The organism is Acinetobacter gyllenbergii CIP 110306 = MTCC 11365 (assembly GCF_000413855.1).
In the GTDB taxonomy this organism is placed as follows: domain Bacteria; phylum Pseudomonadota; class Gammaproteobacteria; order Pseudomonadales; family Moraxellaceae; genus Acinetobacter; species Acinetobacter gyllenbergii.
Genome location: NZ_ATGG01000049.1, coordinates 21,611 through 36,174, shown reverse-complemented (window position 1 = coordinate 36,174; position 14,564 = coordinate 21,611). Strand labels below are relative to the sequence as shown.

Sequence of the window (14,564 nt, the reverse complement as noted above, 5' to 3'; positions counted from 1 at the left end):
TCAAAAGGACTCGCAATGAACATATTAGATGCGGCTTATCACACGGTTCACGACTTTAAAGGCGGAGCAAATGCGCTTGCAGCACGCATGGGTATCAAAAGCCCTGCGGTACTCAACAGTAAAGTCAACCCCAACACGGAAACACATCACCTGACTTTACTTGAAGCTTCAAAGCTGATGGGCATAACAGGGGATTTTCGAATACTTCAGGCGATCTGTGCAGAACATGGCAAAGCAGCCATCGACTTACCAGATATACCTGAGTGCAAAAGGGACAGTTGCCTGATGGATACCTTTCTAAATATCGGCATCAAGAAAGGCAATGTAAGCAAGCAATTTAGAGAAATGCTTGCTGATGGACGAATAACACAAGGCGAGGCAATCGACATGGCAAAGGTTATACACGAAATGCATGTACTGCTTGCCACTCTCGAGCAACAAATTAACGCCTGTATTCAGGACAAATAAAAAACCGCTTTCCTGCTGTAACAGGTCAGACGGTCATATTCAATCGAGGTAAATCAAATGAATGAAATAAATATAACAAACGAAGTAACAACCCACAACAGCGACTTTGTTGTGGGGGACATGGTGGTGTCAGTTTGCGAAGGAGTAATTCCAAACATATTTGAAGTTGTGGAAGAAGAGCACGGTTCATATGACGAGTTTATCAAGTGCAAGCCACTTGGATGTAAAACAGGATTCATATATTTTCTTGCGATCAATGAGATCCGCCATGCATCCGTTTCTGAATTATCAGCTCAACGCCGTATCACCAAGTCAGCACAAGCATTAGCGGAGGTTTCATGAATACAAGACTTCCAGATTACAAGCAGATTCAAGCGATTCAATCTTGGTATGAACCTGCATTGGATCTTCTTAATAAATTGCTTGAACGCAATAAAGCAAATCTCCGTAGGCGTGGATACACCGAAGAAAATGCGGCAATAACCCGTGAAGAGTTTAGACAACAACTTGCTCACCTTGGCCGTATTTCATTGCATACGGCGGGAGAGATTGAAACGAGTTTGTATAACGCTCGAAAGATTGAGTACATGGGCGGATATGTAAGACCCAAGGTTGGTGAATCATGAGTTTAGATGCAACAGTCTGGGCATGGAAAAAACAATTCACAGCAGTGAAGGGTGGATCTTCCCCAGCATTAAAGAAATTAGTTTTGTTATCTATGGCTGACCGGGCAGATGAACAGCATTGTTGTTATCCAAGTACTGGTCGATTAGCAGAAGATTGTCAAATCAATAAAAAGACGCTTTTTAAGATTTTAGAAGAGCTGATTTTGGACGGCGTAATTTTTGATACAGGCGAAAGAAAGGGCAGAACTAAGCAAGTAATTGTGTACCGATTAATTGGTGTACAAGGTCGTGAGCAAACAGTTCCAACAATGGAACACTTAGAAGATGAAAGCATTGATACGCAAGGCTTAAATTCTGAAACAGTACCAACATTGGAACAGTACCAACATTTCCCTGAAAGAGTACCAACATTTCCATTAAACAGTACCAATATTGGTACACGGAATCTATCAAAGAATCTATCAATAGAATCTAAAAATAAAAAACACTGGCTCTGTTCAAAAAAATTGAGTGATGAAATTGCTCAAGCAAATCCTGAGATCAATCCGAATGAGATCATCTCAGCAAGTTGGTTCAATCGTGAATTTAGAGCATTCGAGAAATTCAATGCTGAAAAATCTATGTGTGATGAACTCATGATTTACCACTTTGCAAACTGGTTACTTGAGGCAAAGGCAAAACTCGACCGCATGAATCGATCTGCTCAACCAAGCAAGAAACAGGAATCAAAATCTGAAAACAACCTCACTGAAAAACAAATCAAATTTTTAGCAGGGAAGTTATCTCGTATTCCAGATTTCGGGAAATACGCCGTAGGTAATGAATCTCACGAGCAGCTTGCAGTGCGTTTAGAAACCATGCTGAAAGATCCGAGGAATATCCAAAAATGGGCTGAGTACTTAACCCAAGTTGGATTTGAGCAAAAGGGGAATGCGGCATGAAACACCCTTTGATTCGGTACCACGGAGGCAAATTTCGTTTAGCACATTGGATAATTTCTAATATGCCAAATCATGTTTGTTATACAGAAGCATTTGGAGGTGCGGCAGGTGTTTTACTCCAAAAACCGCGTTCATATGCAGACGTTTACAATGATCTTGATGGCGATATCGTAAACCTTTTCGAAGTGTTAAGAGATTCTAACTCGAGAGAGCAACTTGTTGAGCAATTGGTTTTAACTCCCTATAGCCGGGCAGATTTCGAAAATGCTTGGGAACAAACAGAAAATAAAGTTGAACGTGCACGCCGTGTTTGTATCCGTGCACAGATGGGATTTGGGTCAGCTGGTGCAACAAAAGGCATAACTGGTTTCCGTATAGATACAAAGCGCCAATACGGAACAGCGCAATCATTATGGGTAAATTATCCTGAACACTTGAGCCTTATAGGGCAGCGTTTAAGTGGTGTATTAATTGAAAATCGTCCTGCTGTTCAAGTGCTCAAAGATCATGATTCAGAATCAACTCTTCACTATGTAGATCCCCCATATGTCATGGATACCCGCTATGACGGTGCTCAAACTGGTCGGATCTATCGGCATGAAATGAGTGATCAAGATCATCAAGAATTACTTGAAACAATGGTCAACCTAAATGGAATGGTAATGCTTTCAGGTTATGCAAGCGATCTATATGACGAATTCTTAGTTGATTGGAAACGTTTAGATATGAGCGCCCGCATTTCTGCTGGTCGTGGGACTGCACTACGCACAGAATGTTTGTGGCTTAATCCTGCTGCTCAGGGGCATGACTTATTCGGGGTACTTGCATGAGCTCAATGAGCATCGATCAGTACCGCCGTGAAATTCTTAAACAGTGTGATAAGCCTAAGGTCGCTAAACGTAATAAGTTCAATGCTCAGAAGGTTGAGCTTGACGGTATGACCTTTGACAGCAAAAAAGAATACAAACGGTACATTGAGCTCAAAGCGATGCAGCAGCGTGGGGAGATTATCAGGCTAGAACATCACACTAAATTTGAACTAGCACCTAAGACTAAATTAGAAGGGGAAATGAGAGCAAAGCCAGCTGTTAGATACTTTGCGGATTTCACTTACTACAATGGCGAAGGTACATACATTGTTGAGGATGTGAAGTCTGCTGCAACCAGAAAGCTACCAAGTTATCGCACTAAAAAACACTTAATGAAAACGGTTCACGGCATTGATATTAAAGAGGTATGAACAATGAATGCAAAATTAACTATTATGCAAACAACAGATTGGTCGAGATTTAGTCTAGAGGGCTGGTTCCGTCAATTTGGGGCATGGATTAATGGCGATACACAGAGAAAGCAGAAATTTTATAAATCTCTGCCTAAAAAGAAATTAAGCCAAAAACAGAGAGAAGAATTGCTTGTAAAGTATTTGCGAGATGAGAGCTTTCAGGAGCCTTTCTTTAACAAAGGAATGTTATGCGACATAAATGATAATGAAGCACGTGCATTTCAAAAATTAGTGTTAGATTTAAGGCAGCATGAAAGTGATGTATTACAAGCTTGGCTTGATGTTATCTGGTGTGTTTGTGTAGATAATACCAAGTTAAGAAAGGCTGCTGAAATTTTTGAAACATCAACTATTCAGATTCGCCAAGATATGAAGTGCGGGTTAGCATTTATTTCAGGACGTTATCCGAATTTTAAAGTTGATTTGCTTGAAAAATAAACATATTTATTCATGAAAGTATTAATCTTTATCTCAATAAAGAACATTGGTATTAACGAAATGAAATCTACACCTGATCAAGCTATTTATGATTTTAGTAATGCAATTTACAAGCTCACAAAAATTAACTTTGATAAAGCTAATCAGCCTTTAGAAAAGGCAAATTTTTTATTTGAATGTGTAATTCAGTTGAATGATCTAAAGATGCTTGCTGGTTGTGTATCCTTCTTCAATCAAACGATTGAATATTCATTGGATGATGAAAAATATACTTTTTGGTTGGTTGAGACCCCTGAACCAACTGCAAAGTTTCAATTTCTAGATTATTTAACCAAAGAAATTACAGTAATATTTTATAATTTAAATCTAGATAATTGTGAAAGATAGGGCAGGTACTTGATTGTGTACACAAGTTATGGCATATTTGTGTTACGTTGGCGAATTTTTATTTAACGCCAATATGAAAAGCTCGCGTTTGCGAGCTTTTGTTTTATCCCTTGAGGGTGAATGTTATTATGTCAAATAACAATGAATTAGATAAAGATAGTTATAAAGCATTATTTGAATATCAAACTAAGCAACTTGACTTAATTAAGGCTCGTTATGCTGGCTTGGAGAATAAAGCGTCTAAATATTTAACTTTCATTTCTCTGATTATTGCTGCTCTAAGCATTTTCTCTAAGCAATATCTTTTTGATAACTCTTCAAAAGGAGGATTGTATTGCTTCATTGTTGTATTAATAGTCTTAACTTTTTTTTCTTTGTGCAGTATTGCAAGATTTTTGTTTCAGGCTTTGAGAGTGGAGTCGGTAGCAAAATTAGATACAGGTATTGAGACTGTAAAATTATTTGTTGAGCATGAAATTTCTCATGTGTATTACAATTTGTCTAAAAAAATTGTTGAAGTAATAGACTTATACGAGGCGGGTTGCCTAATTAAAGTTGATTATCTAAAAAGAGCATTTAGTGAAATAAAGTTTTGTGGAATTATGTTTATTTTAACTGTAATATTGATCATAATTGATTCAATATGATGAATGATAATGACTTCAATATATTACAATAGACCGACACCGCCAGACATACCAACTCCTCCAGTAGTTGTGATTGAGAGAAGTCTAGATAAGGATAAGGTAATTAAGAAATGACAAATAACCATTCAAATCAGCCTCCTTCGAGACCTACGCCACCTGATATAGAGACTCCACCTATTGTGAAGATTGAAGAGTCTGTAACATTACCTAAATAAAAGAAAAAAGCTCACCTGAAGGTGGGCTTTTTTCTGATCTTGTAATTTGTGCTGTCAACAGATAGTGAGATTTAGTTTAACCATTAATGTTAGTTTGATGCTTTCAGGTAATAAGAGAGTTTCAAATGAAAATAATCAATAATGTGATCTACCAAAAATTTTGGTATGAATCAGTTTTAATAAAAGATGACAGTCAACAATTACATCCAGCTGTTATGGAAGTTGAGAGGAAGTTGGAAAGAAAAAGCGATACTCAATTAGTTGGTACAATTTATATAAATTCGGTAATACTTTATGATGTTGTCTATAAAAGAAGAAATGAGCAATTTTTTTCTAGAAATGGCTTAGAAGTTAGGTTGATTTCTAAATTGTAATCTAATCTAGACCTCCTTAGGGAGGTTTTTTATTACCTAAAAATTTATCATAGGTACTTTTGACATGCATAAGCGATCAGTCAGGAGAATGAAGATGAAAACATTAATTTAACGGGTAGTGCCCCCCGAACCAAGGACGATTTTTGACATGAATATTTGCTGAAGGGATTACGGCATATGAAGCCCCGCTGACATATATGTTATTGGCGGGGCTTTAAATTTTTTTTAAAGATGGATTGAAAATTAATAACTTGTACCAAAATAATAATTTCTATAATAATTTATGAGAATATTATGAGCGAGTTAAGAGTAGCAAAATATAACCTTGGCGATATTGTTAAATTGAATGCTGGAGGCCCTGACATGACTATTTTAAAAAGGATTAGAACAACACCTTTAAATGGTGAGTCGCAATTTTCAGGAATATATGAATGCCAATGGTTTGCTGGAAAAAAACTAGAATCTGGGAAGTTTCAAGAAGTGAGTTTAATCTTAGTTAAGAAACAAGGGGAATAGATTGTCAATTGAAGATGTAATTCAATGGATGCTTACCAATCTTGAGAAAGATGGTTGTTTATATCAAGAAGATGTAGTTGATTACCTGATTAAAAATGATCAAACGCAATATCTTAAGGAAAATGCGGAAGGTAATCTTGTTTTAAAACTGAATGTAAATAGCGGCTTCAAAAAACAAACTGAGCACAACGTAGTTTGGGTTAAGCCTGATCGTTATTGGCGCTATAGGGTTCCTGAAGATGAATCTGGCCGAGAGGCTAGAGGTTAAAAAAACAAGCTCATCGAAAGGTGGGCTTTTTTCTGCTTACAAAAAGTTAAAATAAAGCTTAGGCTTAAATATAAAAATGAAATTTAAATATGGTTTTTTAATGTTGCAATATTATTAGGGTGTGTATGGATAACAATTACTACTATATAAGAAATTCAATTGGATCATTTTTTGGTTTTTTCATTTTAGCAGGAATTGTAAAATCCATTTTTTACTTCACTACAAATCAATATGAAGTACTTGGTTTGATTTTGGGCGTAATAGTTATGATTGTTGGTGCTGTAACAATAGGCTATTTAAACACTGCGACAGCTTCTGATATTAAATGGAGAAAGAGCTTAATTCTGCATGCTACATTGGTATTTTTCATGTTTTTGACAGATTTAACATTTGGAAGCTCAGACTTTATATTTGATTTATTTAGAAATATTGGATTATTCGTAGCTTTACAAATTGGTGTACTCATTTATCAAATACGCGATAGAAAAGCCTTAGTGCCAAATTAGTGTAATTTCTATTCAAATACCTCCTTCGGTAGGGCTTTTTACTTTATGTGTTAAGCTGTTATTCATAATTTAACGGATAATTATGATGAATATTTGTATTGGTGGTGATCTGGACGGTGTGGTTGTGACTGACCGAGAAGGGACCTATTTTGAAGCAAGCGAAATTGATGCTACCAAGCAATCATCGTATAACCGCCAATCCTATATCGTATAACCGTCTATCCTATATTGTTGAAGGTAATACATATCGATTTTGGCTTTGTGCTGAGCTCCCTTATGCCGAGACAATAGCAATTGCCAATAAACATTTGGCTCATAAATATTCATACCTTTCTTAACAGAGAAGAGGGGGAGACAATTGAAACAATCAGATGTCACATGGTTTTTATCAAAATTACTTGCAAGCAATTTTGATATGGGTTATTATTATTTTGTAGATGAAAGGCGGTAGAGGTATCCCCTTGTTAAATAGCATCAACCTCAATGGATGAGTGGCGGTAGAGGCATCCCCACATTAAATAGTATTAACCTCCTTGGATTATTCTACACAAGAAAGCCCCGTTAGGGGTTTTTTTGTGCGCAAAGGTAAAGTATGGATATCAGATCATTAAAACAAGATGCTTATAACGAAATAGCTAAAGATCGTGCTCAGGTATTGGAAAAAAATAGAGGGTATGGAATTATCTCATTAACCGTGGGGGGGATAACTTATGCTATCCCTTTACGCAGTAATTTGAATCATAGTAATGGGTTTAAAACAATTCCTATCAAAAAAGGGAAGCAACTTTTTTGGAATGGTTTGGATTATTCCAAAGCCTTGGTCGTAAAACAAGAAGATATTGATACAACCACATTTAGACTTAGAAATCAGAAAGAGTTTGACAAAATTCAGGTGCATAAAGAGAAGATTACATCTGAATTTGAAGAGTATGTGTCAAGTTACATCGAATGCGTTGGTAAGGGAACTAGCACAACAGATAATCGTTTTAAGTTTTGTACATTACAATATTTTCATTCCGAATTAGGTCTTCCTTAATTCATTTGATTTACTTGCTTTCTAAAGCCCCTACTAAAGGGGCTTTTTTATTGGGTGAAATATGAAAGTTGATCAATATTTTCAACTCACGAAAAAGCACGAGCATAAATCAAAGCCACGCAACACGCCGTTGCCGAAAGCTAAACAAAACTATTTAGAAGCCTATGAAACCCTAAAAGAAGAACTGACAGATCATGCCATTGGCTTTGAAAGTAAATTCCAACCTATCCACACAAAGCATTGGCGGTTCGATTTCCACATCGTGAAATTACGTTTTCTGATTGAAATAGAAGGCGGGCCATGGTCAGGCGGTCGCGGTGGAAAGCTAGCAAATAAGGCTTGGAGTATGGATCGGTATTATCAAGCTGAAGAATTGGGATATAAGATTGAGCGTTTTCATCCTGATTCAATATTATCGGGCTATGTCATTCACTGGATTAAAGGTGAGCTTGAGAGACTAAAAAATGAATCAGATTCGACCATTTCCGCCGACTGAACTCTTGGATCAAGCTGAGGAAGAAGAAGCAATTCGGCTGGCACCAGCACCAGATTTAAAAGAATGGGTAATAGCCAATTATCTCACTGCTGAAGCTGAGCTTTATAACCCTGATCATGACCACATAGCCGAGTTGCTACATGACAATGAAGAATTTCTAGCATTTGCATGGGCATCACAGGCTTGTACCGTTAAAAAGCAAATGGTTTTAGGTCAATGTGAAAAAGTCATGTTTAACGTTGGTGGATGGCGCAAAGCAAGGCAAGAGCAACAGATGCGAGACTGGTTTGGATTTGTACCGATCTATTTAATTACTATAGATGCAAGCTTTTGTGAGCAAACCACTGATCGAAACTTTTGTGCTTTGATTGAGCATGAGCTGTATCACATAGGAGTTGAGCGAGATGAAGACGGTGAGATTGTCTATAGCGACAATACTGGTTTACCTAAGCACTATTTAGCGGGGCATGACGTTGAAGAGTTTATAGGCGTAGTCAAACGACATGGGGCAAGCGAGAACGTTAAGCGTCTTGTTGAGGTCGCGAAGCAACCGCCGTTTGTATCTGATCTAAGCATTACTAAGTGCTGCGGGACATGCGCTATTACTTGAGCCATAAGGCTCATTTTTTTGGCCTGTTTCCTTGATGGGCCTTGATGGATTTTGAATTATGGCAAAGCTAAAAAAAGCCGAGCAACTCTATATAGTTCGGTCACTTGCGCAATTCATGACACCCACCGAAGTTGTTAAGGACATCAAGGAAAAATTCAACATCGATGTGTCACCGCAGCAAGTTGAAGCCTATGACCCCAATAAGGTTGCTGGTCGGGATTTAAGGAAGGAATTCAGGGATGTTTTTGAAGCAACACGGAAAGAGTATCTCGAACAGCCACTGAGTAAAATCAGTGGAGCAAATGACATCGTTCAGTTGAAGATCCTGAATGATCTGCTCTGGTCTAAAAAGAACAACGTCAAATTTACACTCCAGATTGTTGAACAGATGCAAAAGATCATGAAGGGGTTTTATGACAAGAAAGGTGGGCAGCCTACTAAAGGCAGCGGTGATGAGGCAGGCCAGACCAAAGCCGATGTAGAGCTTGAGATTAAAAAGCTAGAACTGCAAAAGCTGCAGCGTGAAGTGAATCCACCGGAGCATCGACCACCTGATGAGGATTACAAAATTGTTTTGAATCCTGATGAGGAGATACCGAATGAGCCAATTCTTTAATCCTCCTGAGGGTTCAGTTCAATTAACTCCGAAACAGGCCAATATCTATTTATGGGGCTGGCAGAAAGAAGCACGTTTTCGGGACGCAGTTTGTGGTCGCCGTTTTGGTAAAACCTTTTTGGCCAAAGCCGAGATGCGTAGAGCAGCAAGACTAGCGGCTCAATGGAAAGTATCCGTTGAGGATGAAATCTGGTATGCAGCACCCACATTTAAACAAGCTAAGCGGGTTTTCTGGAAACGGTTAAAACAAGCCATCCCAGCATCATGGCGTGCAGGCAAGCCAAATGAAACTGAATGTTCAATTACTTTAAGAAGTGGCCACGTTATCCGAGTTGTCGGTCTTGATAATTATGATGACCTACGCGGATCTGGCTTATTCTTTTTGATTATTGATGAATGGGCCGACTGTAAATGGGCAGCTTGGGAAGAAGTACTTCGCCCAATGCTTTCAACCTGTAAGTATGTGGTAAACGGCGAACAGCGTGTCGGTGGACATGTATTAAGGATCGGGACACCGAAAGGCTTTAACCATTGCTATGACACTTTCATGGATGGCCAGCCTGGGCATGAGCCTGATTGTAGAAGCTTCTCTTATACATCCTTACAGGGTGGGAATATTCCTGAGTCAGAGATCATTGTTGCAAAACGCAAGATGGATCCTAAAACCTTCAGCCAGGAATACGAGGCAAGTTTTGAGAGTTACCAGGGCGTTATTTTCTATTGCTTTAATCGAACGCTAAGCGCATCAAATGAGATAGTTCAGCCGAATGACGTTTTACATATAGGCATGGACTTTAACGTCACCAAGATGGCAGCAGTGGTTTATGTTCGCCGTGGAGAGCAGATGCATGCTGTAGATGAGTTTGTGAATCTGTTTGATACCCCTGCAATGATTGAGGCAATTCAGGAACGTTATCCTGATCATGAGATTGGTATTTATCCTGATGCTTCAGGTGAAAACCGCAAGTCTAGCAACGCCAGTGAAACAGATCTGGCGCTACTTAGAAAGGCTGGCTTTAAGGTTCACGTCAACAGCAGAAACCCTGCTGTGAAGGATCGTATTAACTCAATGAATGGCATGCTCTGCAATACCTTGTCGGAGCGTCGATTATTCGTAAACGTAACCAAGTGTCCGCACTTTGCGAAGTGCCTGGAACGTCAGATCTATGATGATTATGGCCAGCCTGATAAGAAGTCAGGTTTTGACCATATGAATGATGCAGGTACTTATCCAATCGCGTATTTATTCCCGATCGACAAAAAGTCAGTGGGAATGCGAAGGATCCGAGGTATGTCTTAACCAACGCACCTTTTACAGGTGCTTTTTTTACGGTGTTTTTATGGCAGTTACTGATAAACATCCGCAGTATATTGCTGCACAAAAAAGCTGGCAGCTGATGCGAGATGCTGTTGCTGGTGAAGAAGAGATTAAACAAGCTGCTGTTCGTTATTTACCTAAATCCGCTGGCATGATCGAAGCAGAGAAGCAAGGTGATACTGCAGGTGAGATCTATAAGGCTTATGTGAACCGTGCTCAATATCCGCTATGGGTTCAAGATTCATTACGAACCATGATCGGCTTGGTATCAAAGCTTGAGCCAGACATTGTTATTGAAAGCTCTTTGCTGGTTGGTTTGATTAATAACGCGACCAATGATGGGTTTGGGCTTAAGCAGTTATTTATCCGTATTTGCCTTGAACTGCTCGAATGCGGTCGCTGTGGTTTATTGGTAGACGTGGATGCAGACGGCGTACCTTATTTCGCTATGTATGATGCGCTTTCGATTATCAACTGGAAAGAAAATAGCATCGGAGGGCGTAAGGATCTTAAGCTGTTGGTGCTCGAGGAGCAGTTTGATAACAGTGCTGATGAATTTGGCCATGATACTAAAACCGTGCACCGTGTTTTATCTATGAAAGACGGCGCTTTAACTGTACGTTTATTCGATGGTTCAATACCAGAAGATAAAACCCCTGATCTGGGTGGTAACCAACTTTCTTTTACGCCGTTTGTCTTCTGCGGTACCACGGACAATTCACCACATGTGGGTTCGGTACCATTGCTGACGATGGCCAAAGCGGCATTGAAGTATTACCAGTTGAGTGCAGATTATTTTCAGTCTTTGCACCATACGGCGCACCCTCAACCATGGATCAGTGGCTTGGATGATAATTCAGATATCAGTGTCACAGGTGTAATGGCCGTATGGGATTTACCTAAGGAATCAACCTGTGGTTACTTGGAAATCTCAGGTGATGGGATTGATATGACCAAAAAGGAAATGGATGCCCAAAAGAATGCTGCACTGGAAGCTGGCGCCAAGGTCATTGATACCAATACTCAGGAATCAGGCGAAGCCCGCCGTGCACGTCAGGATGATCAGCATGCCAGCTTACACAGCATTGTGATGTGTGCTGCCGAGGCCATTGAACAAGCTATTAAGTATGCGGCTCAGTGGCTCAAGTTAGATCCATCTAAATATTCTTTTACCGTGAAGCCTGAGTTTATTGTTCAGCAATACGATATCAATCTGGCCAAGCAACTTTATGAAGGTGCATTACAAGGTAAAAACTCATTTAGAACATATTGGGAATATATCGCTACAGGTAAATTGCCATCACATGAATATCAAGATGAATTGATACGTGTGGAAGCAGAGCGGGATAGTCTGCCATTGTAGAGGTGTTAAATGGTTTCAGATGAAATTAAGAATCTGATTGAGGTGCTCACTCAGCACCAGGCTTATTTGTATCGGGTCTCATCTCAATCGGTGAATGAATTAACCAGATTATTTAACTCTGAATCAGACCAAATGCTTTCAAAGCTTCGGGATTTGCTAGATGAGTTAAATGATGCAGAAAAGATTGCTTTGGCTGGTGGGCTATATACCACAACCAACCTTAAAGAGATTCGAGATCTCATTTCACAGTGGTTCGCCAGTTTAAGTACTTCCATTCCTGAGGTTTTCGCCGTTTCTGCTACAGCTTTGGCGGTATATGAAGCAAATTACACTGCTAAGCTGTACGGCGGCAAGACCAGGAAGCCTAATGGAAATAAGCTTTACTCTTCAGCGAAGAAAACACCGTTAGTAGGCGGTGCTTTGGTTGATGACTTACTTTCCAAAATTGCTACAAGTGCTCGGCAGAAAGTTGAATATACAATTCGGGACGGCATCAGCAGCGGAAAGACTAATCAGGAAATTATCCAACGCATTCGTGGTACCAAACGCCAGAATTATGAGGACGGCATCCTAAATACCAGTAAGGCTGACATCGAGCGCACGGTGAGGACAGTACGCAGCCATGTCGCAAATCAAGCATATTTAAATAGCTTCAATCAGTTGGGGTTTGAATATGTCAGGTTGGTTGCAACACTGGACGGGAGAACTTCAAAACTCTGTGCATCATTGGATGGAACTGTTTGGGAGATCCACGATCCTGCAAAGCGCGTACCGCCGTTGCATCCTAATTGTCGGAGTATTTTAGTACCCGTCGATAAAGATGGTTTGTTGGTTGGTCAACGTCCATTTGTGATGGATGAACGACGAGTTAAGGACATACCAAACGATGAGCGTGATCAGCTCATTGGCCAGATCGATGCGAACACCACCTTTAAAGAGTTCTTTAAGAAAACAGATGATTTCTTTCAGAAAGAGTGGTTAGGGCCCAAGCGCTTTAAGCTCTATAAGGAAGGTAAATTTGATTTTGACAAGTTCTTTGATCCTGAGGGGCGTTTGTATTCCTTGGAATATTTAAAAAACTTAGATGAGCAAATATTAAAAGATTTTAAATTTATTTAATTAGATCAAAATATATTTAAAATCATGATATTATCTTAAGTCAAAATTAATAAAAGGTTAAATTAAATATGAATATTGAATCTCTAAAAATTAGAGCGGAAAAAAATAGTAAAAAAGAAACATTAGAGCTTGAAGTACGAGTTCATAAAGAAGATGCAACGAAATGGATTGTTTTATATTCTGAGATTGTCAACGATAAGCCAATTTCAATTAATTTGAAAAAATTTGTTAAATCAAACATTCATAAAATTCACCTTGCTGACGGAACCAATAATATTCTTTGTGATCAAGATAAAATTGTTGTTACAGATTTATTGATAGATATTTTGGAAGATAAATTGAAAAAAGGGTTTAAACTAGACGTTGAATCTGCTCCGCCTAAAACCTTAGTAAGAATTGATAAGCAAAAAATTTCAAATCATTTTACTAATAATCCCTCCTTCAAAATCAAATAATTTTAATCACCCAAAGCGCCTTTAAGGCGCTTTTTTTACGCCTTGAGATAAGGCTTAGCTAAATCAATCGAGAGGTTTGAACATGTCATTGCCATTCATTGTGGATTCACTAGACCAAATCAAAGAAGAGCACCGTGCTTTATATGTTGAGGAGAACGGAAAGTTCCGCCTTGACCTAGACGGCTATGAAGATCCTAAAGGTTTGAAGTCTGCTTTACAGAGCGAGCGTGATGCCGCTAAGACTGCAAAACAGGAACTGCAACGTTTACAGAAACAATTTGAGGGCATTGATCCTGAAATTGTGAAAAAGGTGTTTGCCCAAATTGATCAGGACGAAGAAGCCAAACTTATTGCTGAAGGCAAAGTAAATGAAGTGATTCAGAAGCGCACCGAGAAGATGCGTGAAGAACATGCCAAGTTGCTGAATGCTGAAACTACGCGAGCAAATAACGCGGAAGCTTATGCGAATAAGTTTAAGCAATCAGTGGTACAGGGTCAGATTGTCCAGGCTGCTGTCGAGCTTGAAGCACTACCAGAAGCGACTGCAGACATTGCATTCCTTGCTCAATCTAAATTCGCTTTAGATGAGGACGGCAAAGCGGTAGCTGTTGATGAGTTAGGTGAAGTGGTCATTGGTAAAGATGGCAAGACGCCATTATCACCAAAAGAATGGGTTGAATCCCTGCGCGAGCAAAAGCCTTACTTCTGGCCAAAAGCAAACGGGACTGGTGCACCAGGTAGTACCAATACCAAAGGTCAGGTCGACATCCTCAAAGCAGATGGTTCAGTGAATCTCACCAAACTTGCGCAATTACGAAATGAAAATCCGCAGCTGGCTAAAGAACTTGCTGCAAAACACGGTATTAATCTTTAAGGAGAAGGC

General features: G+C 39.2%; 22 protein-coding genes and 1 pseudogene. All 23 read left to right on the top strand.

The features are described 5' to 3' along the window. Positions 1 to 15 precede the first annotated feature (15 nt). The 23 genes and pseudogenes from F957_RS02355 to F957_RS02460 all read left to right on the top strand — a co-directional run bounded on the left by F957_RS02355 (position 16) and on the right by F957_RS02460 (position 14,555). Complete coding sequence (locus F957_RS02355; RefSeq protein WP_016543014.1) at positions 16 to 468, top strand: phage regulatory CII family protein; 453 nt, start codon at positions 16 to 18, stop codon at positions 466 to 468. Between the two features lie 57 nt (positions 469 to 525). Beyond that, complete coding sequence (locus F957_RS02360) at positions 526 to 810, top strand: S-ribosylhomocysteine lyase (RefSeq protein ID WP_016660608.1); 285 nt, start codon at positions 526 to 528, stop codon at positions 808 to 810. Continuing rightward, the gene (locus F957_RS02365; RefSeq protein ID WP_016543012.1) at positions 807 to 1,094 is read left to right on the top strand and encodes a hypothetical protein; all 288 of its coding nucleotides are present in this window, start codon (positions 807 to 809) and stop codon (positions 1,092 to 1,094) included. The genes F957_RS02360 and F957_RS02365 overlap by 4 nt, the downstream gene beginning before the upstream one ends. Continuing rightward, positions 1,091 to 2,035, top strand: a complete 945-nt coding sequence (locus tag F957_RS02370) for a helix-turn-helix domain-containing protein (protein WP_016543011.1) — start codon at positions 1,091 to 1,093, stop codon at positions 2,033 to 2,035. Before F957_RS02365 ends, F957_RS02370 begins: the two co-directional genes overlap by 4 nt. After that, complete coding sequence (locus F957_RS02375) at positions 2,032 to 2,865, top strand: DNA adenine methylase (protein ID WP_016543010.1); 834 nt, start codon at positions 2,032 to 2,034, stop codon at positions 2,863 to 2,865. The genes F957_RS02370 and F957_RS02375 overlap by 4 nt, the downstream gene beginning before the upstream one ends. Beyond that, entirely contained in the window at positions 2,862 to 3,275 is a 414-nt protein-coding gene (locus tag F957_RS02380) for a DUF1064 domain-containing protein (protein WP_016660607.1), read from the top strand. Before F957_RS02375 ends, F957_RS02380 begins: the two co-directional genes overlap by 4 nt. 3 nt (positions 3,276 to 3,278) lie before the next feature. Then, a complete protein-coding gene (locus tag F957_RS02385; protein ID WP_016543008.1) occupies positions 3,279 to 3,755 on the top strand; it encodes a hypothetical protein in 477 nt (158 codons plus the stop codon). Between the two features lie 60 nt (positions 3,756 to 3,815). Continuing rightward, positions 3,816 to 4,142, top strand: a complete 327-nt coding sequence (locus tag F957_RS02390; protein WP_016543007.1) for a hypothetical protein — start codon at positions 3,816 to 3,818, stop codon at positions 4,140 to 4,142. Between the two features lie 128 nt (positions 4,143 to 4,270). After that, the gene (locus F957_RS02395) at positions 4,271 to 4,789 is read left to right on the top strand and encodes a hypothetical protein (RefSeq protein WP_016660605.1); all 519 of its coding nucleotides are present in this window, start codon (positions 4,271 to 4,273) and stop codon (positions 4,787 to 4,789) included. A gap of 340 nt (positions 4,790 to 5,129) precedes the next feature. Beyond that, positions 5,130 to 5,378 carry a hypothetical protein gene (locus F957_RS02400; RefSeq protein ID WP_016660604.1) on the top strand — a complete coding sequence of 83 codons (249 nt, stop codon included), beginning with the start codon at positions 5,130 to 5,132 and terminating at the stop codon, positions 5,376 to 5,378. A gap of 294 nt (positions 5,379 to 5,672) precedes the next feature. Continuing rightward, a complete protein-coding gene (locus F957_RS02405; RefSeq protein WP_016543006.1) occupies positions 5,673 to 5,894 on the top strand; it encodes a YodC family protein in 222 nt (73 codons plus the stop codon). A 1-nt stretch (position 5,895) separates the two neighbouring features. Continuing rightward, complete coding sequence (locus F957_RS02410; protein WP_016543005.1) at positions 5,896 to 6,162, top strand: DUF6953 family protein; 267 nt, start codon at positions 5,896 to 5,898, stop codon at positions 6,160 to 6,162. Between the two features lie 125 nt (positions 6,163 to 6,287). Beyond that, complete coding sequence (locus F957_RS02415; RefSeq protein WP_016660603.1) at positions 6,288 to 6,668, top strand: hypothetical protein; 381 nt, start codon at positions 6,288 to 6,290, stop codon at positions 6,666 to 6,668. Between the two features lie 85 nt (positions 6,669 to 6,753). After that, positions 6,754 to 7,006, top strand: a pseudogene (locus F957_RS20890) (hypothetical protein). A gap of 254 nt (positions 7,007 to 7,260) precedes the next feature. After that, positions 7,261 to 7,704, top strand: a complete 444-nt coding sequence (tenpIN, locus tag F957_RS02420; protein ID WP_016660602.1) for a type III toxin-antitoxin system TenpIN family toxin — start codon at positions 7,261 to 7,263, stop codon at positions 7,702 to 7,704. A gap of 61 nt (positions 7,705 to 7,765) precedes the next feature. Continuing rightward, positions 7,766 to 8,200 (top strand): hypothetical protein, encoded by a 435-nt coding sequence (locus F957_RS02425; protein ID WP_016543002.1) that lies wholly within the window; start codon positions 7,766 to 7,768, stop codon positions 8,198 to 8,200. Then, on the top strand, positions 8,169 to 8,810 hold the full coding sequence (locus F957_RS02430; protein WP_016543001.1) for a putative metallopeptidase: 642 nt from the start codon (positions 8,169 to 8,171) through the stop codon (positions 8,808 to 8,810). The genes F957_RS02425 and F957_RS02430 overlap by 32 nt, the downstream gene beginning before the upstream one ends. A gap of 58 nt (positions 8,811 to 8,868) precedes the next feature. Continuing rightward, entirely contained in the window at positions 8,869 to 9,426 is a 558-nt protein-coding gene (locus F957_RS02435) for a DUF2280 domain-containing protein (protein WP_016543000.1), read from the top strand. After that, positions 9,410 to 10,726 (top strand): phage terminase large subunit family protein, encoded by a 1,317-nt coding sequence (locus F957_RS02440; RefSeq protein WP_016542999.1) that lies wholly within the window; start codon positions 9,410 to 9,412, stop codon positions 10,724 to 10,726. The genes F957_RS02435 and F957_RS02440 overlap by 17 nt, the downstream gene beginning before the upstream one ends. A gap of 40 nt (positions 10,727 to 10,766) precedes the next feature. Further along, complete coding sequence (locus F957_RS02445; RefSeq protein ID WP_016542998.1) at positions 10,767 to 12,107, top strand: DUF4055 domain-containing protein; 1,341 nt, start codon at positions 10,767 to 10,769, stop codon at positions 12,105 to 12,107. A 9-nt stretch (positions 12,108 to 12,116) separates the two neighbouring features. Continuing rightward, positions 12,117 to 13,226 (top strand): minor capsid protein, encoded by a 1,110-nt coding sequence (locus F957_RS02450; RefSeq protein ID WP_016542997.1) that lies wholly within the window; start codon positions 12,117 to 12,119, stop codon positions 13,224 to 13,226. Positions 13,227 to 13,294: 68 nt separating this feature from the next. Next, positions 13,295 to 13,681, top strand: a complete 387-nt coding sequence (locus tag F957_RS02455) for a hypothetical protein (protein WP_016542996.1) — start codon at positions 13,295 to 13,297, stop codon at positions 13,679 to 13,681. 82 nt (positions 13,682 to 13,763) lie between these two features. Continuing rightward, the gene (locus tag F957_RS02460; protein WP_016542995.1) at positions 13,764 to 14,555 is read left to right on the top strand and encodes a hypothetical protein; all 792 of its coding nucleotides are present in this window, start codon (positions 13,764 to 13,766) and stop codon (positions 14,553 to 14,555) included. Positions 14,556 to 14,564: the final 9 nt, after the last annotated feature.